Origin of the sequence: Paenibacillus sp. J45TS6 (assembly GCF_018403285.1) — a bacterium.
Taxonomy (GTDB): Bacteria; Bacillota; Bacilli; order Paenibacillales; family Paenibacillaceae; genus Paenibacillus.
In genome coordinates this window covers 387,062-411,018 of record NZ_BOSJ01000003.1, presented here as the reverse complement: position 1 = coordinate 411,018, position 23,957 = coordinate 387,062, and the positions used below count along the sequence as shown (strand labels likewise).

At 40.6% G+C, this 23,957-nt stretch carries 17 protein-coding genes and 1 pseudogene; 3 read left to right on the top strand and 15 right to left on the bottom strand.

Annotated features, from left to right (window positions below):
- Positions 1–137: 137 nt before the first annotated feature.
- From KJS58_RS06965 to KJS58_RS06950, 4 genes are all read right to left on the bottom strand, one after another.
- The gene (locus tag KJS58_RS06965; RefSeq protein WP_213531698.1) at positions 138–1,160 is read right to left on the bottom strand and encodes a glycoside hydrolase family 130 protein; all 1,023 of its coding nucleotides are present in this window, start codon (positions 1,158–1,160) and stop codon (positions 138–140) included.
- A gap of 28 nt (positions 1,161–1,188) precedes the next feature.
- Positions 1,189–2,022 (bottom strand): carbohydrate ABC transporter permease, encoded by an 834-nt coding sequence (locus KJS58_RS06960; protein WP_213531696.1) that lies wholly within the window; start codon positions 2,020–2,022, stop codon positions 1,189–1,191.
- A complete protein-coding gene (locus KJS58_RS06955; RefSeq protein WP_213531694.1) occupies positions 2,022–2,903 on the bottom strand; it encodes a carbohydrate ABC transporter permease in 882 nt (293 codons plus the stop codon). The genes KJS58_RS06960 and KJS58_RS06955 overlap by 1 nt, the downstream gene beginning before the upstream one ends.
- 88 nt (positions 2,904–2,991) lie before the next feature.
- The gene (locus tag KJS58_RS06950) at positions 2,992–4,308 is read right to left on the bottom strand and encodes an ABC transporter substrate-binding protein (protein WP_249716975.1); all 1,317 of its coding nucleotides are present in this window, start codon (positions 4,306–4,308) and stop codon (positions 2,992–2,994) included.
- A 234-nt stretch (positions 4,309–4,542) separates the two neighbouring features.
- Here KJS58_RS06950 and KJS58_RS06945 point away from each other — a divergent pair, with 234 nt between their 5' ends.
- From KJS58_RS06945 to KJS58_RS06935, 3 genes are all read left to right on the top strand, one after another.
- Positions 4,543–5,715 (top strand): AGE family epimerase/isomerase, encoded by a 1,173-nt coding sequence (locus KJS58_RS06945; protein WP_213531820.1) that lies wholly within the window; start codon positions 4,543–4,545, stop codon positions 5,713–5,715.
- Complete coding sequence (locus KJS58_RS06940; protein ID WP_213531690.1) at positions 5,715–6,896, top strand: glycoside hydrolase family 130 protein; 1,182 nt, start codon at positions 5,715–5,717, stop codon at positions 6,894–6,896. Before KJS58_RS06945 ends, KJS58_RS06940 begins: the two co-directional genes overlap by 1 nt.
- 163 nt (positions 6,897–7,059) lie before the next feature.
- Positions 7,060–8,085 (top strand): substrate-binding domain-containing protein, encoded by a 1,026-nt coding sequence (locus KJS58_RS06935; protein ID WP_213531818.1) that lies wholly within the window; start codon positions 7,060–7,062, stop codon positions 8,083–8,085.
- 251 nt (positions 8,086–8,336) lie between these two features.
- On the opposite strand, the gene KJS58_RS06930 is transcribed toward KJS58_RS06935, so the two are convergent.
- The 11 genes and pseudogenes from KJS58_RS06930 to KJS58_RS06875 all read right to left on the bottom strand — a co-directional run bounded on the left by KJS58_RS06930 (position 8,337) and on the right by KJS58_RS06875 (position 23,700).
- Positions 8,337–9,569, bottom strand: coding sequence for a sialidase family protein (locus KJS58_RS06930; protein WP_213531688.1), 1,233 nt, complete (start codon positions 9,567–9,569; stop codon positions 8,337–8,339).
- A 20-nt stretch (positions 9,570–9,589) separates the two neighbouring features.
- Positions 9,590–9,955: a hypothetical protein gene (locus KJS58_RS06925; protein WP_213531686.1), complete on the bottom strand. Its 366-nt coding sequence runs from the start codon at positions 9,953–9,955 to the stop codon at positions 9,590–9,592.
- Positions 9,956–10,170: 215 nt separating this feature from the next.
- Positions 10,171–10,722 (bottom strand): GNAT family N-acetyltransferase, encoded by a 552-nt coding sequence (locus KJS58_RS06920; RefSeq protein WP_213531684.1) that lies wholly within the window; start codon positions 10,720–10,722, stop codon positions 10,171–10,173.
- Between the two features lie 179 nt (positions 10,723–10,901).
- Entirely contained in the window at positions 10,902–12,206 is a 1,305-nt protein-coding gene (locus tag KJS58_RS06915; protein WP_213531682.1) for an aldehyde dehydrogenase, read from the bottom strand.
- 39 nt (positions 12,207–12,245) lie between these two features.
- Entirely contained in the window at positions 12,246–13,262 is a 1,017-nt protein-coding gene (locus tag KJS58_RS06910) for an NADP-dependent oxidoreductase (RefSeq protein ID WP_213531680.1), read from the bottom strand.
- Between the two features lie 164 nt (positions 13,263–13,426).
- Complete coding sequence (locus KJS58_RS06905) at positions 13,427–13,723, bottom strand: ArsR/SmtB family transcription factor (protein ID WP_213531678.1); 297 nt, start codon at positions 13,721–13,723, stop codon at positions 13,427–13,429.
- Positions 13,724–13,815: 92 nt separating this feature from the next.
- Positions 13,816–15,201 (bottom strand): annotated as a pseudogene (larC, locus tag KJS58_RS25410) (nickel pincer cofactor biosynthesis protein LarC).
- Between the two features lie 48 nt (positions 15,202–15,249).
- Entirely contained in the window at positions 15,250–15,996 is a 747-nt protein-coding gene (gene larB / locus KJS58_RS06890; protein WP_213531672.1) for a nickel pincer cofactor biosynthesis protein LarB, read from the bottom strand.
- 88 nt (positions 15,997–16,084) lie between these two features.
- The gene (gene larE, locus KJS58_RS06885) at positions 16,085–16,933 is read right to left on the bottom strand and encodes an ATP-dependent sacrificial sulfur transferase LarE (RefSeq protein WP_374705790.1); all 849 of its coding nucleotides are present in this window, start codon (positions 16,931–16,933) and stop codon (positions 16,085–16,087) included.
- A 15-nt stretch (positions 16,934–16,948) separates the two neighbouring features.
- Positions 16,949–18,217: a nickel pincer cofactor-dependent isomerase, group 22 gene (locus KJS58_RS06880; protein ID WP_213531669.1), complete on the bottom strand. Its 1,269-nt coding sequence runs from the start codon at positions 18,215–18,217 to the stop codon at positions 16,949–16,951.
- A gap of 377 nt (positions 18,218–18,594) precedes the next feature.
- Positions 18,595–23,700, bottom strand: coding sequence for a rhamnogalacturonan lyase family protein (locus tag KJS58_RS06875; RefSeq protein WP_213531667.1), 5,106 nt, complete (start codon positions 23,698–23,700; stop codon positions 18,595–18,597).
- Between the last annotated feature and the right edge of the window lie 257 nt (positions 23,701–23,957).

The following is a 23,957-nucleotide window of genomic DNA, read 5'->3' as shown; positions in this document are numbered from 1 at the left end:
CCGGATTTATGATAGATCTCTGTATATATTAATTCCATGCCTTCCTATGGAAAGCATGGAATTAACTACAGGTATAACACACATCTTGAATCTAGAGTTCTTGTTGATAAAATGCTTTAATTACAGAACATCCATTATTAGATGAGGCCAATTTCATGATCGTCTGCTATATCTTCATGCGTATTTTTAATATATTCTACAATTTCGTTTACATCAGTATAAGCAACACCTACATAGGAATCCGCAGCTCCGTAGTAGATGGCAATTCTGCCTGTATCCGCATCTTGAAGAGTGGCACAAGGGAAGATTACGTTGTTAACGAATCCTCTCTCTTCATACCAAGTCTCAGGAGTAAGTACAAAAGTAGAGGAACGATATTTCACTTTTGAAGGCTCATCTTTATCAAGGATAACGGCACCCATGCTATATACGAAACCGTTACAAGTACCCGTTACACCATGATAGAACATCAGCCAACCTTCTGAAGTTTCAATAGGTGCTGGTCCGCCGCCAATCTTCACAGATTGCCACCATCCTTGTCCGCCTTTACTCATGACGTGACGATGTTTACCCCAATATACGAGGTCAGGACTTTCGCTGAGGAAAATATCACCAAATGGAGTATGTCCGCTATCACTTGGTCTAGACAACATTAAGAATTTACCGTCTTTCTTCTTCGGAAACAGAACTCCGTTACGATTGAAAGGCAGGAATGGATTTTCAAGTCTAGTAAATGTTTTGAAGTCCTCTGTTTTTGCAAATCCCAAAGCAGCGCCGTAAAAATCTGTACACCAAATGATATAATAAGTGTCTTCTACTTTTACTACGCGAGGATCATAAGCATAGTTCGGTCGATAAGGCTGACCCTTATCATCTGTGAACACAATCGCTTCTTCTTCAATCTCCCACTTCAAGCCATCTTTACTTTTTCCTAAATGCAAATGAGGACGTCCGTTTATTGTTTCGGCACGAAATACACCCATATAGCCATCTCCGAAAGGCACGACTGCACTGTTAAAAATTCGCGCAATTCCTTTCACCGGATTACGATCAATAATTGGGTTTGCAGAGTGTCTCCATACGGGTGTTGTAACCCCTTCTGGTCTGTTCTCCCATGGCATATTCGGCAAAGCTTGTCCAATAATATTTACTTTTGACATTGTAAAATCCCCTCTCCATTTTCTGATATTATTTAACAGAACCGTTTGTTAAACCATTGTAAATATACTTTTGAAGGCTCATGAATATAATAAGTGTAGGAATAATCGCTATCATAATCCCCGCACTGATTACTTCCCATTGGGATCCATAAGGACCCTTAAATTTAAATAATGCGGTCGATATCACTTGTAAATCCGTCTTCGGCATATACAGGAAAGGTGTATAGAAGTCATTATAAATATTGACACCTTTTACAATAATGACAGTGACGATCGCCGGCATAAGTAATGGCAATATAATTCTCCAATAAATCGTAAAGTACGACGCACCATCAAGCATTGCCGACTCATCTAGTGCCTGCGAAATGGTATCTAGGAATTGTAAGAAAATATAAACCGCAATGATATCAGTCCCCAAATATAGGACAATTGCTGCCCATCTTGTATTCATAAGATCAAGAGCATTAATAATCTGGAAAGTGGCTACCTGTGTAGTTACACTCGGAATCAGTGTTGCAAGCAGAAAAGCACCCATAAGCAATTTTTTGCCTCTAAATTTAAACCGGCTTAGGATAAAAGCAATCATAGAACCAGTTAAGGTTGCACCCACAATGGAGATAATTAAAATGATAAAAGTGTTCATAAATCCGATAAGCATATTCCCATCAATAAAGGCAGTTACATAGTTACTTACGTTTGTAAAGTCTGCCGGTGGTGTAATCGGACTCGTCGTTGCATACTCTTCTTTTGTTTTAAATGAAGCAAAAAACACAACAAGGATCGGTACAATAGCGACAAGAGAACCTACGATCAACGATATATATTTAATAGCCGACGCTACTGATTTCTTAAGGGTAAACATCAGTTATCCTCCTTAATGACAAGGCGCTGCAACAAGGTAACAATGATGACAATAAATAAGAGCACCACTGCCATCGCTGAAGCAAGACCAAACTTCCCGTATTTGAACGCCATATCAATGGTCTGAATAACAAACGTTTTACTGCCATTTGCTCCATCAACCATAATGTACGGAATATCAAAAGCACTGATCGCGCCGCTAATTGCAAGAATCAGATTCAGCTGTACGATTCGTTTAATACTCGGGATAATAATATGTTTGAATTGATGCCATTTGTTTGCACCATCAATATCCGCTGCTTCATAAATATCTTTATCAATCGAGGAAATAGCCCCGAGGAAGATAATGAAGTTAAAGCCCATATATCTCCATACGGAAGCACTTGCAAGCGAAATGTTAATTACATCTGGATTACCAAGCCAAAGCGTAATATACTCACCGAGTCCCAGTGCATTCAGTAACGTATCAAAGGTTCCATCTGGTCTAAAGAAGAACAGAAAAATAAAACCAATGGCAACCCCATTCAGCATATAAGGAAAAAATAAAACCCCTTTAAAGAAGTTCTTAAAGCGAACTTTAAAACTTAAGATGGTTGCAAAGTAAAGAGCCAGTCCCATTTGGAAAAAGGTAGCTACAAAGTAATACAAACTTACTTTAAACACGGCAAAATATTCAGGATTCGTAAAAATGTTAATATAGTTTTTAAAACCTACATATTCCATGTTTTTGCTGTAACCATTCCAGCTCGTAAAACTGTATTTGAACATATTCACTACGGGCAGGTAAGCAAATGTAACTAATAGAATAATCGGAATTAACGAGAACGCCAGTATTATTAATTTTCTCTGATTGGCGTAACTTAAATTAGATAATTTAAACATGCCATACCTCCACTTATCCAGCCATTTTATGAAATTTCAGAAGATCATCCGCACGGACCTAGATGATCTTCTGAACCTTTCACTATCTCTATTCGGCTACTGTTTTACGTGCCTCTACCCATGCATCATTCAAGTCTTTCATAATGTCATCGTAAGATTCTTTCCGGTTACCAAGCGCAGCTTCAATAATTCTTTTCTTAAAGTCAGGCTGCCACAGACCAACTTCCGCTTCTTTATCAATCTTATCTACTAGACCTTCTTGTCCTTCTTTGGAAGCTGTAATCGTTTTAAACTCAACACCTTTATCGCCGTACTCTTTCAAAATTTCAGGAAGTTCCGCGCCAACCACTGCACTGATGCTGCCTGCTTGTTCTACTGCATAGTTAGAATCATGAATGAAAAAATCTACCCATGCTTTTGCAGCCGCTTTATTCTTACTATTTACGTTAATTGCGAGGTTGTAATCGGCTCCAAGTGGTACAATTACGTTGTCTGCATTGGTAGGGAATGGCATAAATCCGATATCATCTGGATTCGTTGCCGAAGCTTTAATTTGGTCAATTGCCCAAGATCCAAGAACCATCGTCGCAATTTTCCCTTGTCCTAACTCTGCTTTTGAACTTTCCCAGTCGGTTGTCGTAGGGTCGCGTTCAATCAAACCTTCTTTCGTTGCATCAAACAAAATTTTATAAAGATCATAGTGCGGCTGACCAGCTACAAAGTTATCATCACTGTTCGGCTGTGTAACGTTTACATAATCAACATCGCCAGCTACCGTCGTAAGATCAGATTCCCACTGTGTCAGCGGCCAACCTGCTGCATAATTTGTGTACAGAGGAGTAGCATCTGTGTTTGCTTTCACACTTCTAAGAGCTTCCATAAACTGATCAATCGTTTGCGGTATTTCCGTTACACCAGCATCTTTAAACACTTGCTTGTTGTAGATGACACCGGAGTATGTAATCGCTACTGGAATTCCGTAGATTGTATTGTCTACCATCCGTTCTTCAATACCTGTGTACTTTGTTTTCATTTCATCATAGCTTCCTAGTGGTTCAAAGAAACTCGGAAGATCCGCAACAGGAACACTGGTTGGAATTAAAAGAACATCACCGTATTCATCCGTGTTCATCCGAATCTTGATTTGACCTTCATAATCAGAAAGTGCTTCAAAATTCACTTTTACATCAGGATACTTTTCATTAAATTTCTTGGCATAATCTTTAAATACCGTATCAACAATATCTGTTCTCTGCGTGATAACGGTGATTTCTCCTTTAATTGCCCCAGGATCGTCTGAAGCTGAACCACTTGAATCATCTCCTCCATTAGAAGAACATGCTGCCAAGATGGAGATGATGAGAAATACAGATAAAAACTTAAATAACCCTTTTTTCTTACTCACATTCATAACCCCTTTCAAGTGTTTTTAAGTTAACGATTAAGTTACAAACCAAAGTTTATAATGATAACGCTTTCCAGTCAAGCCTTATTTTAGTTTCTATCTTTCCTTCTTTTATACCGATCTATTTCCGTTAAATGATTGACAAGCATTAAAAAGGTATTTAATATTTGATTAAGTTATCGTTTACTTAAATGAATTTCATTTTAGAGAGGTTGTGACTTTTTGGTCGAATCTTTGAACACCTTAACTGCCGAGATTCAAGATGAATGGATATCTCATATTCTTCCTTTCTGGGCAAACATGAAGGATGACGAACAAGGGGGGTATTATGGAGAGCTGGATTACAGCTTGAAGTTAGATAAAACCGCAGCAAAAGGCGGAATCGCAAACTCAAGGATTCTTTGGTCTTTCTCAGCTGCTTATCGTTACATAAACTCTGGGGCGTATGCTGATCATGCCCATCACTCCTTCCGTTTCCTGAAAGAGAAACTTCTTGATTCTGAATTCGGCGGTGTATATTGGTCTGTTGATTACCAAGGTAATCCCCTCGATACGCGCAAACATATCTATAACCAATCTTTTGCCGTATATAGTTTAAGTGAATATTATCGGGCATTACGCAATGAAGAAGCTTTGGAACTTGCAAAGTCTCTATTTTTCCTCATAGAAGAAAAAGGTTATGATCCTGGGATCAACGCCTATAAGGAAGAATTTAATCGCAGTTGGCAGGAACAGCCTAATGAGATGTTAAGTGAAAACAATGTCATCGCAAGCATAACGATGAATACACACATTCATATCTTGGAAGCGTATACTACGCTTTATCGTGTGTGGCCAGACAGCAGAGTTCGAGCTGCACTTGAAAATCTGCTCCATATCCTTCACGACCGTATGTTTGACGCAAAGCTTGGCAGACTTCATGTTTTCTTTGATCAGAACTGGAATTCTCTACTTGACCTTACTTCTTACGGTCATGATATTGAAGCAAGCTGGCTTATCGATGACGCTATGCAAGTTATTGGTTCTGAAAATCCCGATCACAAAAAAATGATAATTGATTTGGCTTATTCCGTTGCGAAAAGTGCCATTCAAAACGATGGTTCTCTTGCTAATGAACGCGAAAAAGATCATTTAGATACGACAAGAATATGGTGGGTACAGGCTGAGGCTATTGTAGGATTCTACAATGCCTACCAGCGTACAAATGATCCATTATTCATAGATCTTGTTACTAACCTATGGAAATATACGAAAGACCATATTATTGACTCAAGACCTGGAAGCGAATGGGTGTGGGCAGTTAAGGAAGATGGCAGCCATGATCAGCGTGAGATCGCTGGGGCTTGGAAGTGTCCCTATCATAACAGCCGTTTTTGTCTAGAAATTATGGAGAGGATGAATAAATAATGGTACACAAAAAATATGATGAACTGCTTGCAAAACAAGAGGAATTGCTAAATAAAGAAAATAAAGTGAACGAACAATTTTACAATGGAATCTACGATCGATATGAAAATCCAGTTCTTACACGACATCACGTTCCCCTTCACTGGAGATTTGATCTGGATGAAGAACAAAACCCTTACTTCATGGAAAGACTCGGGATTAATGCTACATTGAATCCAGGGGCGATTTATCATGATGGTAAATACGTACTTGTATCACGCACCGAAGGTCTGGACCGTAAATCCATTTTTGCTTTAGCGGAAAGCGATAACGGTATCGATAATTTTCGTTTTGTAGGAGAACCCTTAGTGTGGGAAGACATTGATGAGAACGAGACCAATATGTATGACATGAGACTCGTGAAACATGAGGATGGATGGATTTATGGCATCTACTGTTCTGAACAAAAAGATCCGGATGCAGCTCCTTTTGATACATCTAGTGCAGTTGCACAAGCTGGATTCGTACGTACTCAAGATCTAAAGACTTGGACAAGACTTCCTAATATTAAGACCAATTCACCGCAGCAGCGTAATGTTGTTCTCCACCCTGAATTTGTTGATGGAAAATACGCGTTCTACACTCGTCCTCAGGACGGATTTATTTCTACAGGATCTGGAGGCGGTATTGCTTTTGGTTACTGTGAAGACATTTTAAATCCTGTGATTGATGAAGAATTTATTATTGACGAGCGTCAGTACCATACCGTATATGAAGTGAAAAATGGACAAGGTCCTGCACCAATTAAAACAGACCGCGGCTGGATTCATATTGCTCATGGAGTAAGAAACACAGCAGCCGGACTGCGCTATGTGCTCTATACGTTTGCGACTAGTCTTTCGGACCCTACAGAAATCATCGCCAAACCAGGCGGCCATTTCCTTGCTCCTTATGATGATGAGAGAGTCGGAGATGTATCAAATGTTGTATTTTGTAACGGGGCTGTTGTTAATGATCAGGAAGAAGTGTTCATTTACTATGCATCCAGCGATACTCGTATCCATGTGGCAACAACAACCATTGATAAATTGATCGATTATACATTTAATACACCAGCTGACACCTTCCGTTCCCTGGGCTCCGCAGCACAGCGTGCACAATTGATTAGGAAGAATGAAGCATTATTAAAAGTAACGAAATAAGCTCGATTTTTACTATATTTGTCGTTGCATTATTTCATTCATCTTCTTTATTCGTTTCCCAGAAGAAGGTATACTTAACATGCGTATAACTAATTACTTTAAATCATTAGTTTACTTCATATATAATCTACACCCGCGGGAATAAAGGAGATGAGATGATGTGATGAATAAAAACATCACTATGCGTGACATAGCGAATCAGCTTGGCGTGAGTAGCGTAACGGTGTCGAAAGCACTTAATGATAAAGAAGGCGTAAGTGATGAGCTAAAGGAACGGATTAAACAGCTGGCAAGTGAACTTGGATATCGAGTGAATATGGCAGCTAAAACGATGCGCGAAGGATTAACCTATAACATTGGGGTCATTATTCCTGAAAGATTTACGGGGCCTGATCAATCCTTCTATCTACGTGTCTACCAAGAAATATCAAAGTCTTTAGAAGCGACTGGGTATTACGGAATTTTGCACATTCTTAGCAGTTCTGATGAAGAAGGACTCCTTCTTCCTAGGATTTACTACGACCGTAAAGTAGATGGTTTTATCGTTCTTGGTCAGATTAATAAGTCTTATATCGAAGTGATTGAGAACATAGAACAGCCTAAACTGTTTCTGGATTTTTATGACGAACACTCGAGTATCGATTCTGTAGTCACGGATAATTTCTATGGTGCCTATGAACTTACGAATTATTTAATCCAACAAGGACATCGGGATATTGCATATGTCGGTAACCTTTACTCCACAAGCAGTATTCAGGATCGTTTCTTAGGGTATTACAAGTCACTGCTTGAGCATCACGTTCATTTAGAACCTAAGTGGATTATTAATGATCGGGACGAACAGGGAACCTACATTGACATTGAACTCCCCTCTCCGCTTCCTACTGCATTTGTATGTAACTGTGACCAAGTCGCATACTCCGTTGTACAGAAGCTCAAGCAGATGGGTCACCGAGTACCAGAAGATTGCTCCGTCGTTGGTTTTGATAATGATATTTATGCCACCCTTACGGAGCCTCATCTAACGACCATTGATGTAAACATCAATCAAATGGCTCAAACTGCTGTTCAGTCTCTTCTTCGTCAAATCAATCATCCAGATGTTCGTTTTGGCAGACTGGTTGTAAAAGGTGAAATCATCTACAGAGATTCCGTAAAATCGTTGAATCCGGCAGCTACGTCAGAATAGCAGGAAAATACAAAAAGGATGCAAGCAATCATAGCTCTGCATCCTTTTTGTATTTCACTTCTTTTTTGTATATTTTCTTTGTTATGGCCATGGTCTCGGTGTCTCCCACCTTCTTTAGCCCTTAATTCTTCATTAGTTCCATGTTCGTTACGCACTGATTACCCTCCTGTTTTATGTATACATTTGTATACAAGATATATACAAATGTTAATACGATTACTCTAGTCTGTAATGCTCTCCCTTTTCAAAAATTAGGTTCCATAATAAATATCCATTTTCCCTGTAGGAAGAGTGGTCTCATTCCATACGGCAGCGAGATTATCAGGAGCTATGGTTGCAGCCGTAATATAATCACCAATAAGGTCTGTAGGGATCGGAGATATTCCATTCGGATTAAATGAGGTCGTTGTGACACGCCGGTTCGCAAAGGAAGCTCCCCCGTCAAATGACTCAGCAACAAACACATCCAGAAGAAATCCGTCAATCCGGTTCGTATAGTAAATCACACGTATGGTTCCCGTAAATGGCGACACGGTAATAGAGGGACTGAAGTTTTGTGAACCTGGAGGTGCTCCCGTAATACTAACCGGCGCCGTCCAAAGAAGACCATCGGGAGATTTGCATAACAGGATATCGGTATAACCATTTCTTGCATCATTCCAAACGCCATATACACTACCGCTAAATGGACCATTTGAGATGTCCGCACCTAAACTTAAATTGGTCTGAACACGAAAGTTATAATTAGGTACAGGCAATGGAGAAGGTGCTTTGACTACAGAGGATATGAATGAAGACTGCCGTAGAACAGGAGGTTGATAGGTTACTCCACCATCATATGAAATTCGTAAAAAAGCAATTGGGTTAATTGGACCTGTTAATATAAAACCAGCATAGACTTGCCCAGAAAAACCAATCGCAAGTGCTGCACGATCGTGAAATCCTCGAGGATCTGAAATGCGATCTGGTGCTTCCCAATTCAATCCTTGGTCTAAGGAACGCTGTACAAAGATAGAAGACGCAGATCCAGCAAGCGGCGTATAACCGACATATGCATTACCACGGTATGGACTACCGGGAGATCGATCTACGGATATAAATGGTTCATCATTGTGAACTACTGTTCCATAGCCACGCTGAACAAAGACAGGTGGTGACCATGTTTCACCGTCATCAAAAGAGGTATAGCTGACGATTGTACCGTCATTCAAATCATTAAAAACATGTACAGTTACAATGAATGTTTGAGGAAATGTATAATCTATAGTAGGCGCTTCTGCTCCTGAGTATCCTGCAGGCTGAGGAAGAATCTCAGTGGTCCATGTTAATCCACCATCTATTGATCGATAAAAACCGGTTCGTGTAGGTCCCGAACTTGTATCTACCGCCACCACGCATAAAACATTTGGATTCAAAGTATTTACTGCAATGGAAGGCTCGAACTGCGTACCGCCAAGTCCCGCAGTAATATTAACCACTGGCATTTCGTTCACCCTCCCTTTTTCTAAGAAGTAATTGTAAATTGATCAATATAAGTCATTTCAGATTGAAGAACACGCTGAATGATTCCTCCTGCTGAATCAATACCATATACATGTGTTATGGTGCTTGTTGCACTGAAAAAATCACTTTGAACTTCATAATATCCTGCGTCTGAAAGTGCGTAGAGTAATGTTTTGGTCGTGAGCGGTTGAACTTGAATTAAATTAAGGCCAATTGGTGTTCGGCTGGTTAAAGATACATTCCATTTGAAAACTTGAATTTCAATATTAGAAGGGATATATGGGGAATCATTTAAACACGTTACTAAGATTTGGGTTGCCCCGCTTATACCTGAAGAATTATAAATTAAACCCGTCGAATATGGCACAAGTCTCCCTCCTTTCAGCTTACCTCCTATTAATCGCTCGTATTAATCTATTCTATGTTCATAGGTTACGAATGACACGGCTGCGCCTTATCGTAGAAGATTGGATCTGAAGGAAAAGTGCCGATACATAGATTTCATTAAAAGTTCAATAAAAATAAACCCGAAAGACTGCCACTCTTCTTGTAAAGTGACTATCTTTCGGGTTACTGTAAGGCTTACCCTATTATTTTACGATTCAGTACATCCTCCAACAAAGACCACGCTTCATCACAAGTTGGACCGGTCAGGAAAGGTTCAAATCCATAGTTTAAATACATATTAATTGCTTGATAACTTGTAGTTTGGGAGGTAAGATACGCTTTTGAGTGATGATCGGCTAGTATATTCATTGCAGCACTGAGTAACGGTTTGGCGAGTTTCTGCCCTTGATATTCAGGAGTAACACCTACCCAATGAATTCTGCCTGATATTTCTCCATTACCTAGTAAATCACCGTACCAGGCTGTTGTAGTAGCAATGACTTCTCCTTCTTTATTCTCAATAAATAGACAGCGCTTTGTCATATCATCAAGATAGGGTCCAAATTCTTTATTAAAACGCTCCAGCGCAGCTTCTTCACTTTTAAATTCACCTACACTGGTTTCAACCCGAGCCCAATGATGTTCATCACCTTTTTCAAACAACCTAATACGGTATCCATCAGGAAGTGAGTACTCTGGAATCGCAAGTAAGTCTTTTCTGACCATTTTAAGTGGTATTCTCTTCATTAATTCATCATCCCCTTATGATTAGACCAAAGAATAATCTAACTTGTTCCTAATAAAATAGCAACTCGCCGTTATTTTATCCTTCTTTCCACAATATCTCACCCACAATCATCACACCTTTTGACTCCATTAAAAAAGAATCCCCATCCTAAGGATGGAGATTCTCTATACCCGCTGTTTTACTCTGCTTTGCGTTTCAAAACACTTTTATGATGCGTGAATGTATCAAAACTTGCTTTACCATGATAAGAGCCCATACCGCTTTCACCCACACCGCCAAAAGGCAGATAAGGCGAAGTTAAGTGCGCAAGAGTTTCATTGATGCAGCCGCCGCCGAAGGAGACCCCGCTCAACAACTCATCTTGTACTTCTTTGCTCTCAGAGAAAACATAGAAAGCTAACGGTTTCGGACGATTTGTAATTTCTTCAATAATCTCGTTCAAATCATCATATACAATCACTGGAAGAATTGGACCAAAGATTTCTTCTTGCATAATCGAATCATCCCAAGAGATCTGATCAAGTATAGTTGGCTCAATAAAATGTCTAGAAGCCTCTGTTCTTCCGCCAAAATACAAATTACCATTATCTAAGAAAGCACTTAATCGATTAAATTGTTTTTCATTTACGATCTTAGGGAAATCAGGGTTTTTGGAAATATCTTCTCCATATAATCCATGAATCGCTTCTTTAAGTTTGCTGAGAAATTGATCTTTTACATCACGCTGAATCAAAAGATAGTCTGGAGCAACACAGGTTTGCCCTGCATTGAGAAACTTCCCTCTTGCAATCCGCTTAGCTGCAGTATCAAGATCAGCATCACTATGCACGATACAAGGACTCTTACCGCCGAGTTCCAAAGTAACCGGAGTTAAATGTTTCGATGCAGCTTCCATTACCACTTTTCCGACATTCGTGCTTCCTGTAAAGAAGATGTAATCAAATTTTTCTTTCAAAAGCGCAGTACTTGTTTCTACTTCTCCCTCTACTACTGCAATATACTCTTCAGGGAAGTTATCTCTGATCATTTTAGAAATGATACCTGATGTCGCTGGAGTGAACTCTGAGGGTTTCAGCACCGCACAGTTACCTGCCGCAATAGCTCCCACTAGAGGAGAAACAGCCAACTGGAACGGATAATTCCATGGAGCAATAATCAAAGCGTCACCGTAAGGCTCTGGATAGATTACGCTGGATGCATCTGTAATAAAAGCAGGCGTTTCTACATTTTTAGGTTCCATCCATGCTTTCAAGTTCTCTAAAGAATACTTAATTTCCTCAAGTACTAGTTTAATTTCGGAAGAATATCCTTCTGCCTCCGACTTATTCAAGTCTTTTCTCAAAGCAGCAAGAATTTCTTTTTCATTTGTATTGATCGCGTTTTGCAATGTATTTAATGAATCCATTCGATATTGAATAGGTTTAGTTACGCCTGTTTTGAAGAATGCCCGCTGTCTTTTTGCTAAATTCTTGTAATTTTCCATGACTCACATTCTCCTCTATATGTTAGTATGATTCGTATTTTACTCGCTAACTTTAACCAGCATCTTACCTAAGTTCGCCCCTTTAAACAATTGAAGGAAGGCCTCTACGACGTTATCAAAACCATCAACTACGGTCTCTTCGTATTTTAGTTTTCCTTCAGACAGCCATTTCCCAAGCTCTTGAAGTCCTTCTGACTGACGATCTGCATAATCGCTAAGTACAAATCCTTTAATCAAAGAACGGGTCTTAATCAACTGACTTTGGATACGTGGTCCCACATCTCCATCCGTACTGTTGTAAGAAGATATTGCGCCACACAACGGAATCCGTGCATGATCATTCAGCAAGCTCATTACTGCATCTGAAATGGATCCACCTACATTATCAAAATAGACATCGACACCATCAGGACATGCCTTTTCCAAATCTTGTTTGATATTTTCTGTCGTTTTATAATTGATAGCTGCGTCAAAGTTCAGCTCTTTCATTAAGTAGTCACATTTCTCATCGGTACCCGCAATACCAACGACACGCGCTCCTTTGATTTTAGCGATCTGACCCACGAACATGCCGACAGAACCAGCTGCGCCTGAGACAACCACTGTTTCTCCTTCTTTAGGTTGACCAATATCTAGTAACCCAAAGTATGCAGTAAGTCCTGTTAGACCAAGAACACTCAAATAAGCAGATACAGGGGCGATCGATTCATCAATCTTGGTAACTTGACTATCATCTACTGTATTAAAGAGCTGCCAGCCCAGCATACCGATCACTTTGTCCCCTGCTTTATACTTATCTGACTTTGATTCTACGATCTCTCCTACAGCTCCGCCTTTAATTACTTCATTCAACTGATAAGGAGGAATATATGATTTCGAATCGTTCATTCTGCCGCGCATATAAGGATCTACCGATAAATATAAAGTTTTTACGACAACTTGTCCCTCTTGAGGTTGCTGTACTTCTGCATCTGTAAATTTAAAATCACCCGGTGTAGGCAACCCTTCCGGACGCTTTATTAATAATACTTGTCTATTCTTTGTTGTCTGATTCATATGATCACTACTCCATTACTTCATAATTTTTTAATTATTTCACATTTACTTATTACCCGCTCGATCAGAAATCTAACGCTGATGATAAATCGGCAGCCTATACTTTGATAGTTCTAAAACTTTCAAAGTATTATCAAAAAATGATGGGTTTCTGGACATTCGAGTTACAAACTGTCCAAGAAACCCGGTAAAAATTCGGTAAATGTATCTTCTCGAAGACTACTGCACTTATTCTGACCCATGCGTGTCACACTGACTAGATCCGCTTCGTATAAAATCTTAAGATGATAAGATACATTTGATTTATCCATTCCCATCGATTCACCAATCGTACCACACGTGTTGCTGTCCCGGTGGTGATAAAGATATCGAATCATTTCTATACGTTTTACCTCTGACAATGCTTTGAAAATTTTAACCCGTTTTACATCATTCATTGAAGAGTATGGTTTGATCATCATAGAACTATTGTATTTCTCTCTTTTCTTAAAGTCAAATCTTACAAAAAGTACAGTTTAAAATACCCGCGTTATCGCGTCTTCTTATTTACATGTTAAGTATAAGTGCTTTTACGAATCTCGTCATATACCTTTTTTAAAGGAATTCCATGGGAAATTGCAATCTGTTTGCATTCTTCATATTCAGGAGCCCACTGAACTACTTGTCCTGCATAGATTCCCTTCTTCACAGTCACATTCCCCCACTGCGTTTCCACTTGTTCAAAAATTCGTTCCAAGCGGTGTACGGTTAATGGATAATAACGAATCCCGAGTGTAGTTGTTTCTGTAAAGAGAATTTCTTTCATTTTCTCTATTTTAGCAGTAGAACACAGCAATTGCAGTAAGGTGCCTGGTCTGTTTTTTTTCATAAAGATCGGTGTATAAAATACATCATTAGCCCCGTTTTCAAATAGTAAATCCATAACATATCCCAGCCATTCTCCGGGAATATCGTCCAGATTCACTTCCATTTTGACCATTTCCATATCTACATGTTCATGACTCGGAGGATGGTGAGATTCCATAGTCCAGCTCCTCTCGGTTTTCAGCTATTCACCGATAATAACCCGAAGTGCATTCGGATGATCCGGGAATGTTTTTGTTCCTGCTCCATAGCCAATCGTTTGAATCCTCATGGAGGGAATGGACCCAAACTCCTCTGCCAAGACCGCAATGAGCGCGGCGCCAGTCGGGGTTGTCAGTTCACCCCTTATATCTGAGTGCTCTATAGGAATACCACGTAACATTTCTAGTGTTGCGGGTGCTGGCACAGGATACATTCCATGATCAATGCGAATTTTCCCTTTACCAACTGGAATGGGCGAGGATATCACCGCTTCTATGCCTAACTGATGGAACAGAATAGCAGCACCTACAATATCGATAATAGAATCGACCGCGCCCACCTCATGAAAATGCACCTCTTCCAGCGGAACTCCATGTATTTTCCCTTCTGCTTCCCCGATTTTTTTGAAAATCTGTAAGGCTGTATTTTCCACCTGCTCTGAAAAACCAGCGGCTTCAATTAATCGAAAAATGTCTTTATAGGAACGATGATGATGGTGATCATGTTCATGTTCATGTTCATGAGTACGTTTGTGCTCATAGGTATGTACATGGTCGTGATCTTCATGTGTATGGTCGTGCTCTTGGGAATGCTCATGTTCATATTCATGTGAATGAGCGTATTCATGACCCTCGCGCCCATGAGAATGAGAATATTCATTCTTATGAGCGACTTTTTCAGGAGTATGAGTATGACTATGTACATGCGAGTGATTATCTTTTTGCAAAATCACATCAAACTTAGTGCATGTGATGCCATTTTTCAAGACCTTTTCCCATCTCAACTCATACTCATCTTCAATACGGAGCTTGCTTAGTTCTTCTCTTAAATGAACCGGATCTGCTCCCGCATCAAGTAACGCGCCAATGAACATATCTCCGCTAATACCAGAGAAACAATCAAGATATAGTGTTTTCAAAATTTACAACCCCTTTTGTATCAGCTTATGAATGAGTGCAGCATTATACCCGCCGCCAAATCCGTTATCTATATTGACAACACTGATGCCTGAAGCACAAGAATTTAGCATAGTAAGCAGTGCAGACAACCCGTTAAAGTTTGCTCCATAGCCGATACTTGTTGGGACAGCGATGACGGGATGAGCAACTAAGCCGCCTACCACGCTTGGCAAAGCTCCTTCCATTCCAGCCACAACAACCGAAACAACCGCATTTTGGATTTCTTCCGCATGGTGCAGCAGACGATGTATGCCTGCTACACCCACATCATAGATCCGATGAACATTGCTTCCGAGGACTTCAGCCGTAACGGCTGCTTCTTCCGCTACACGAATATCCGAAGTGCCGGCAGCAATCACAGCAATATAACCGGGCAGGTTACTATGGGTCTCTTTTTCTTTCCAATATAGAATTCTTGCGGCATCGTTATATATTAAATCAGGCATAACCTTCCGAATATCTTCCGCCTTATCAAGTGAAACTCTCGTGACGAGTACCTGATTATTCTGCGAACGTAAAGACTGGACAATGGAAATAATCTGTTCCGATGTTTTGCTTTCTCCATAGACAATTTCGGGGAATCCTTGACGTTTTTTACGATGATGATCGACCTTTGCGAAGCCCAAGTCTTCAAAAGCAGCTAAGTGCTCCTTGGCTTCAGCCACGCTCAGTTCTCCATTTTTCACTTGATTAAGTATGTTCTCCAGCATCTCATGCACCTCTTAACTTCGCTTCCTGACTAGAATAGGTATAGAAGAATAACAGAATGTCTCGTTTGTAACGATTCATCTTCCCTTACTACATAGAAAGAACTTTATTCATACTACCGCTGTGGTAACCAAGCAAATCCATCGTAACGTACTTATATCCGTAGTTTTGAAGTTCTTGTACGATAAAAGGATGATGTTCTAATACAATCTTCATATCTTGCGGTTCCACTTCAATTCTTGCAATCTCCTGATGTGTCCGAACGCGAACCTGGCGGATTCCGAGAGATTTTAAGTAAGCCTCCGCTCGTTCTACTTTTTTAAGCTTCTCATTTGTAATTTGTTCCCCATAAGCAATCCTAGATGATAAACACGCAAAGGAAGGCTTATCCCATGTAGGTAAGTTACGTTCTTTAGAAAGTTCTCTAATCTCTTGTTTGTATAGTTCTGCTTCAAGCAGAGGACCGAGAATCCCTCTTTCTTTTGCTGCTTGCATTCCCGGTCGAAATTCGTTCATATCGTCAGCAATGACACCGTATACAATATTCTGAAATGACATTTTCTCAAGTACAGGGATGAGATGGTCAAACAAGCTGCTTTTACAAAAATAACAGCGGTTCTTATTGTTTTCCGCATAACCCGGTATGGCAAGTTCAGAAGTTTCGATTACTTGATGGTTTACGCCAATCTGCTCCGCCAGTTCCTTGGCTTCTTCCAATTCACTTGATGGATAGGTCTCTGAATCTGCAGTAACCGCCAGGACATGATCAGCTCCTAAGGTATCGACAGCTGCCTTTAGAAGAAAGGTGCTGTCAACCCCGCCGGAGAAGGCAACAACGACTGACTTCATTTCAAGAAGAATCGATTGTAATTTGTTATATTTATTTTCCAGCAGGGTTGATCCTTCTGATTTTCCTGTAAGTTCAAATCGATTCGTCATTTTTCTCCTCCTATATCAAAATAAGTTTCCTTCACTGTCAAAAGGAATATCATATAGATCCGATACCAGTTCCATCTGAGGATGCTGTTTCACCATTTCTATTAAAGCCTCAGATACTTCGATCTCATTAAGTACGAGTGTATTTTTAATACGAACCATTTTTACTTGATGAAAATCTAGAATATTGCTTGTTTTAATCGCTGCCTGAATCGCTTCGCGATCGTTAGGTAATGTCGTTGCAATTTTAGTCGGTGCAACTACGGTGGAAGTTAATCCGTTCGCATATGTCGTTTCGAGGTCCATCTTGTCTACGAGTCTTTGAGTTGTAAAATCCGCTGTACCTACCCCATTCGCATTCCCTTCCGTCTGCGGAGTCAAATCCAGGACCACCATCTTATTCACATCAGGTCCTCCATGAGCGTATGGCGTAGGATATCGGCCTGTAATGTTTGGGTCCATTCCATCACCGCTTATGTTTTTGCCAATCTGATCAATAACAAGTACTTCTAATTGATCAAAGAACAGTTTAGGTAACATTTCCTTTGCTTTCATCTGTAATCCTGCTTCTGTCCCCTCAATCTCATCTGGTGTGAGGGTCTCGATGACAGCTACTTTATCAAATGCATTCTCAACGGTTGCTACTCCAAACAAAACTGGTTTTTTCTCCATTATCATTTTTGCCATGGCAGGCACATTCTCGGCCATATATTTAAATCCCAGCTGGTGACAAGCTTCCGCACCTTTTTGCTTACCCAGACCAATACTAATCATTTTCATGATTCCGCTTTCAACTGGACCTCTAAAAGCAGTATGGGGCTTGATGCGGTTAATAACGACGATTCCGTCAGCATTAGCTGCATACTGATCTATATATACAGGTAATCCATTAGACAGCTCTCCAAGCTGAACGACGTCCATAGAGGAACGTATCTCACAATTCATACTTTCTTCGGTTACCCCGAGATGTGCCAGTACTTCGCGTTGTCCTTCCGCTGTAGCACCGCCATGGCTGCCCATACTTGGCACGATGAAGGGGTTAGCTCCGGCATCTTGCAAAAACCTGACAGTCACAGCAGTGATCTCCACAAGTCTGTCGAGTCCTCTGCTCCCGACGGCGATCGCAATTTCCATTCCAGGCTTTATTTTACTTAGGATTTTCTCTCGATCCAGCTTTTTTCTTAGTTCTGTTTCCAAAACTTTGATCTGATTGTCCTCAAAATCAACTTTTACTTTCGCCATTTTTGGAACGGGAATATCTTTTAAAAGCTCTTGTAAAATCCCCATATTGCACTTCTCTCCTTTTTCAGCTCCCTGTGTACGTCTTACTACCTAATAAATAACATTTTATGATTACTATTTCTACTAATATCTATATTCTGATGTTTTTACCATAAAGACTGATTGCCTGTATAATACCATTATATTTCCTTGATGTCCCCGATCTGATTAAAGCGTTGGCTTCGGAGAGTATGAAAAACGCATTGGAATAAAGGAAAAAAACAAATTATTCATTACCTCAACCCAATCATCGTATACCATTCTAGCTATTGCTTGAAAGTTTGATAGTTCAAGAAACCAAAAAAACACTCCAATTGTTAGATTGCGTCTAACAATTGGAGTGCAGTTCAATGTTGGGGTATTTTCCTCTAGAGTCGTATTGTTTAATATTCAGAAAGTTGAAAGATTCGGTACATAAATACGGTGGCTTCTGCTCTTGTAGTAAACCCTTTAGGATTAATTTTCTCATTGTGCCCTACAATGAATCCGTTCTCTACCCATGATGTAACGGAGTCTAGTGCATAATCTGTTATTTCCCCCTGATCAAGATAAGACTCTATCTTCTTGGAGTTAGTCATAGGAAGTTTGATCTTGGCTGAATCCACTGCTCTTTTTGCTAGAACCATCATGTCTTGTCTTGATATTAGCTCTTGGGGTTGAAATAGATTGGTTCCTTGTCCATTTGCAATACCCAATTTCTTAGCGATTCCTACTGCATTGTAATAGTAGTCGTCTGCCTCTACATCTTTGAAGTTGCCGTCTATATCCGCGTCTAGTTCAAGTGCTCTCACTAGTAAGACTAGAAAATCAGCTCGGGAAATCTGAATTTCTGGACTAAAGTTCATTACAGACGTTCCTTCCACAATCCCTTTTGAAGCGAGTACCTCAATCTCTTTTTGTGCCCATGACACATGTTGCAGATCAGAGAAGGTTTTATGAACAAAAGATACAGCGTACTTCGTAGATTGATTGATCTTGAAGTCGATCCTGCTCGTAGTAGGATTAAATCGTCCATTGTATACAAAATTCCGATTTCCTTTTTCATCGACCCTCATAACAGTAAGGTGTTCGTGTTCCTTTGCCTCCTCGGTAGTAGGCGTGTAAGGAATCGAGATTTTAATAGGATTCGATCTCTTCCATTCTGCTGGGGTCCCATTAATGAGAAGTTTTACTTCGACTACCTTTTTGTCTGATGAATTTATAGGGTCCACATGAGCAAACATGATTTCAATAACATCACTTTCTTTCAAGTTCTCTTTTTCTAAGAGATTAGAAGGAAGTATAATATCCCCGAACTCACTTGTAATTGTTAATTGATGCTGGCCAGCTTCAGACTGTATCGCATCTACAGGAAGACGAACACGATAAGCTTGTCCCTTATCTGTAAGATCCACGATCAGCTGCTTTGTCCCGTTTACATCAGCTTGCGCCTTCATTAACAACTTACTGAAAAGTTCTTTTGTAACTGCAGCCTCGATCTGGCTTGTACTCGTATCGAACTTACCAGCTAACTTAATAGCGGCGGCCCCATCCGCTCTAATGATAACGTTAGGTATAGAAATTTCTGTCCCGCCACTTCCAGAGCCTTCTGAGTTTCCTGAGTTTCCTGAATTTGCTGAACCTCCTGTATCACCTGGATCTGTTGTTCCTCCATCCTCTGTGAAAGGTTTATTGGTGTAGACAACATTTGGTGCCTGAATAGATCCAGATAGTATATCTTCCCGAATATCTTCACCAAGGTAGAATCCGAGATGAGGCGGTTGATTATAGGCTGTATTCTGCCAAGCGATACCCATGCGATATACTGTATCGTGCATCAGGGTATATAGTCTGTATTCGGTAGGAATCGTTGTGCTAAATATACGCAGTTCTGAACTGTCTGTCGTAGGCAGCAGTACTTCTTCGCGCCAGTCGCCCAAAATATCGGCTTGAAGTGTTGGTGTAGCCTTCGTTCCATTACTGCTGACTACATCAGCAAAAGTGCGAATAACGCCTGCGGTAGCTGTTTTTTCGTTGTATTTGGTAATTGAAGTTTTATCGAGAAGTTCTTGTAATAAATCCCCGTCCCAATACAGTGCGAAGTTGACCGGAAGACCAATATCTCGGTAGCTATCCGCAATTACGTCTCCTTTTACATTGTATATGCCGCCTCCTGTAGTTACATCTCGTCCTGCTGCCCCCCAGAACTCATAACCAGGATTTGTCGTAATGTTTGCAGCCAGGCCACGACCTGCATCCACATAGGCATTAAATGACATGATCGTCTCACCCGTTGCGCCATCATGATATTCTAACGAGGCTACCGCTGGATCCTCGTGTACGCTAATGACATGCAGCCCTTCACGATCTGGATCAAATGCACCTACATGCAGAGCATCTCCGTGTGAACCTTTCTCGCGTCCTTGTTCCCCATCCATTGCATATAAAATCTTGCCATCATGATCAAGTGTTAGTGATCCGGCAATAATCTCGTCGAAACCGTCATTATCTACATCACCGGTTGCCAAGCTATGGAATCCTAGTCCTCCCCCTGTTCCTTCTTCTGTCGAGTCAAACGTCCAATTTTCCTGGAGCTTACCACTGACCAAACTATATGCGACATAGGTTGTTCTTTCGTAATAACCTCTTCCAAATACGGCACTTGGCTTCACTCCATCCAGATATGCTAACCCTGCCAAGAATCGATCGGAACGATTATGCCATGTGTCTCCCCACGATCCTACCTCGCCGAGCGGAAATGCATAATTAACGGTATCTATTACTTGTCCTGTCTCTCCATTAAATATAGACATGTATTCCGGACCACCATATACATGTCCGCCATCATTCACCCATTTTCCGTTATCTTCGGCATTTCCGATTACACTAATTACCTTTTCGCTGTCGTAGATGCCGTTTGTTGTTCCATATACCGTCGTTGCATCTGCTGTTTTAATTAATACCTCACTTTTCCCATTTCCATCGAAATCAGCAACAATAAATTGATTATAATGAGCGCCTGAAGTCAGATTCAAGCCCATGTTCATGCGCCACAGCAGCGTACCATCCAGTTTGTATGCATCAAAAATAGTAGGTCCCGTCATCGCTCGCTGCGAACTGTCAATCGCATTCGACGGATACCATTTTACAATGACCTCGTACTTCCCATCACCGTCTAAATCTCCTACACTTGCATCGTTAACACTATAAGTATAGGACCCAGAAGCGGTAGTACCGCCCTCAGGTTTCTGCATTGGAATCGAAAGATAGTCCGTTCCTGCTGCAACGACTTCATTTTTCTCCGTTCGCTTCCCTTTAACCAAGGTTTCAATACGATAGGTATCCCCTGGCTTTCCCCCAGAATCAGCAAAGTTCGTAACCGTTAAAGGCTCTGTCGTTAATTTCTCACCATTGCGGTAGATGTGGAAAGACACATCCTGATTCAATTCATCGGCAAGCAGACGCCAGCTGACAAAAACACCGTCATCTGAGTTAAGTGCAATCACTCCTCGATCAAGCCATTCTGTCTGCCGAACAGAGACAGGTGGTGACAAACGATTGTAGACATACATCGTTGCAGACCGATTATAGCTATTGGACAGATCCTCTGTTACAGCTAAAGTGCCTTGGAATTCAAATACCCCCGCTTTTGCCGCATTCCAAGTGTCACCGACCGTGTTCCACTCACTGACAGCTACATCGACTTTACTGTTATCTGCAAGTGTCACGGTAACTTGATTTGGCAGGCCAATGGAATCAATTGCATCCGTTTTTTCATTCACATACACTCGGTAGTAAGGAAGATTATCTACCCTAGTGATCGTATTTGCTTTTATAGAAACATTATAAATTCCTAAGTTATCTAGATAAGAAGTCCAATTCAGATTATTCCCAGAGGTACGTACCCCTCCCAGCTTCACTGCTTCGACTGAACCATCAAACTTGATATCTTCGATCGAAATCGTGTGTGTCTCGCTCCGTTCCGCAGCTACATCCGTCAGTAACAAAGTTGCTTCATTACTAGCTAAATCGAACGTAATATTTACGTTGTACCAAGTCTCCGAATTTGTCATTCCCGTCATAACAGCGGTACCTGACTGACCACCTACATAGAAAGATAGAGGTGCCTTATTCGTATGATTTAAGGTGAAAATAGTATTATTTGAGCTGTCATTAATTCTAAACTCACCGCTGTTTTCGTTAGCATTATTGATCCCCTTGTCACTAATTTTGCCGGGATACCAATCAAATGCGACAAGAATCTTATCTCCTTTAACTGGGGTATCAAAACTTTTACTTGCCACACGTCCACCGCTTTGATTCACAACACTAAATTGAAGCTTTGGTGTGCTGTTTCCGGCTAAGTCACTTGTGTGGGAAGATAATGTTGCACTCGCTGTCGTGAAACCCCAGTTCGTCGGAGCGGTGGTATCGCCAAAATCGCTATAATAAACCGAAGTAAATCCTTCAATTACAGGAGCAACACTGGTCTCAGCTACGTTAACCGTAGAGGCGGCCTTTATGTTATTGTCATTAGATACATTCGGGATTTCCCCATTAACTAGCGTGCCCGTGAATGAATAAACTCCTGATTGATTAGGATCATAGTCAGCACTATCCCAATTCACTTCAATCCCTTCCACTCGCACATTATTATCAAGTTCTACTTCAACAGTACCTGGTAGAAAGGTAACTACGTCTTCTATCGCTACCCCTTTAGGTACGGTAATCTCATCGGTATATTCTGTCACGATAGAAACGATCGCATTACCGCTTTCGCTCGGAACGGACTCTTTAGCTTCATAAATCTCTAGATTATCCAAACCAGCAGTAACCACCTCGTTGTTACCGCTTACATTATTACCGATGACTGACATCTTGGCGACGCTGCTGTTCCCATTATCGAAAGAACTGATATCTAGAAAAGAACTCGCAAAGTAATTAGAAGACCCTTCTTTATCGTATACACTCATAGAAACCGTCTTATTACGAGTATCAAAATTCACATTTACAGATAACCATCCTTGGTCTGTGCTTACTCCCGTCACAGGCAGTGTAGTAGATAGATCCGTACCTGTAGTACCCACACCATACATAATAGCGCCACTCGCTCCGCCCGCTTTCACCAGTCGAAAAAGGGGATTATTATGGCTGTCGCTGAATAATACTTCACTACTATTTTCAGGTGATAACATATCATTAGGTTTCCAATCAAAATGAAACTGAATTTGAGCATCCGCTGCAGGCTCAGCCAGTGTTTTTACAATAGCACTTGTACCACTGTCCTTACCCGTCAACTTCAAATAGTGATTGGCTCCATCATCCGACTCAATTGAAGTAGAAGCTCCTTCTTCTATAAAGCCCCCTGTATCACCATTTTCAAAATCCACACTCGTTAGAAGATGAGAAAGATGATTAGCGCCATAAACGGGTGGTATTGATGAAAACACGAGAAATACAGCGAGTAGTCCTGATACCACTTTTCTTGCTTTCCTTGTTCGAATCCTCAAAAATAAACACTCCCTCATCATTTAATGAAATCAGCCTTCCCTTTGATCTGCTAATCACCTCCCATGGCGATCTTTCCACCAATCATCATTGCTATTGATCATAATCTTTACTTGATTCGTGTGTCTATTAGACAATCTTGCCGGTGATAAGAACAAGAATGTCTAACCAATTGTTACGTTAATTATCAGTGGTCTTCTTTGGAAATTCAGATACGAAAAAAAGCAACCTCCTAATAGAGGCTGCTTTAGACTGTAAA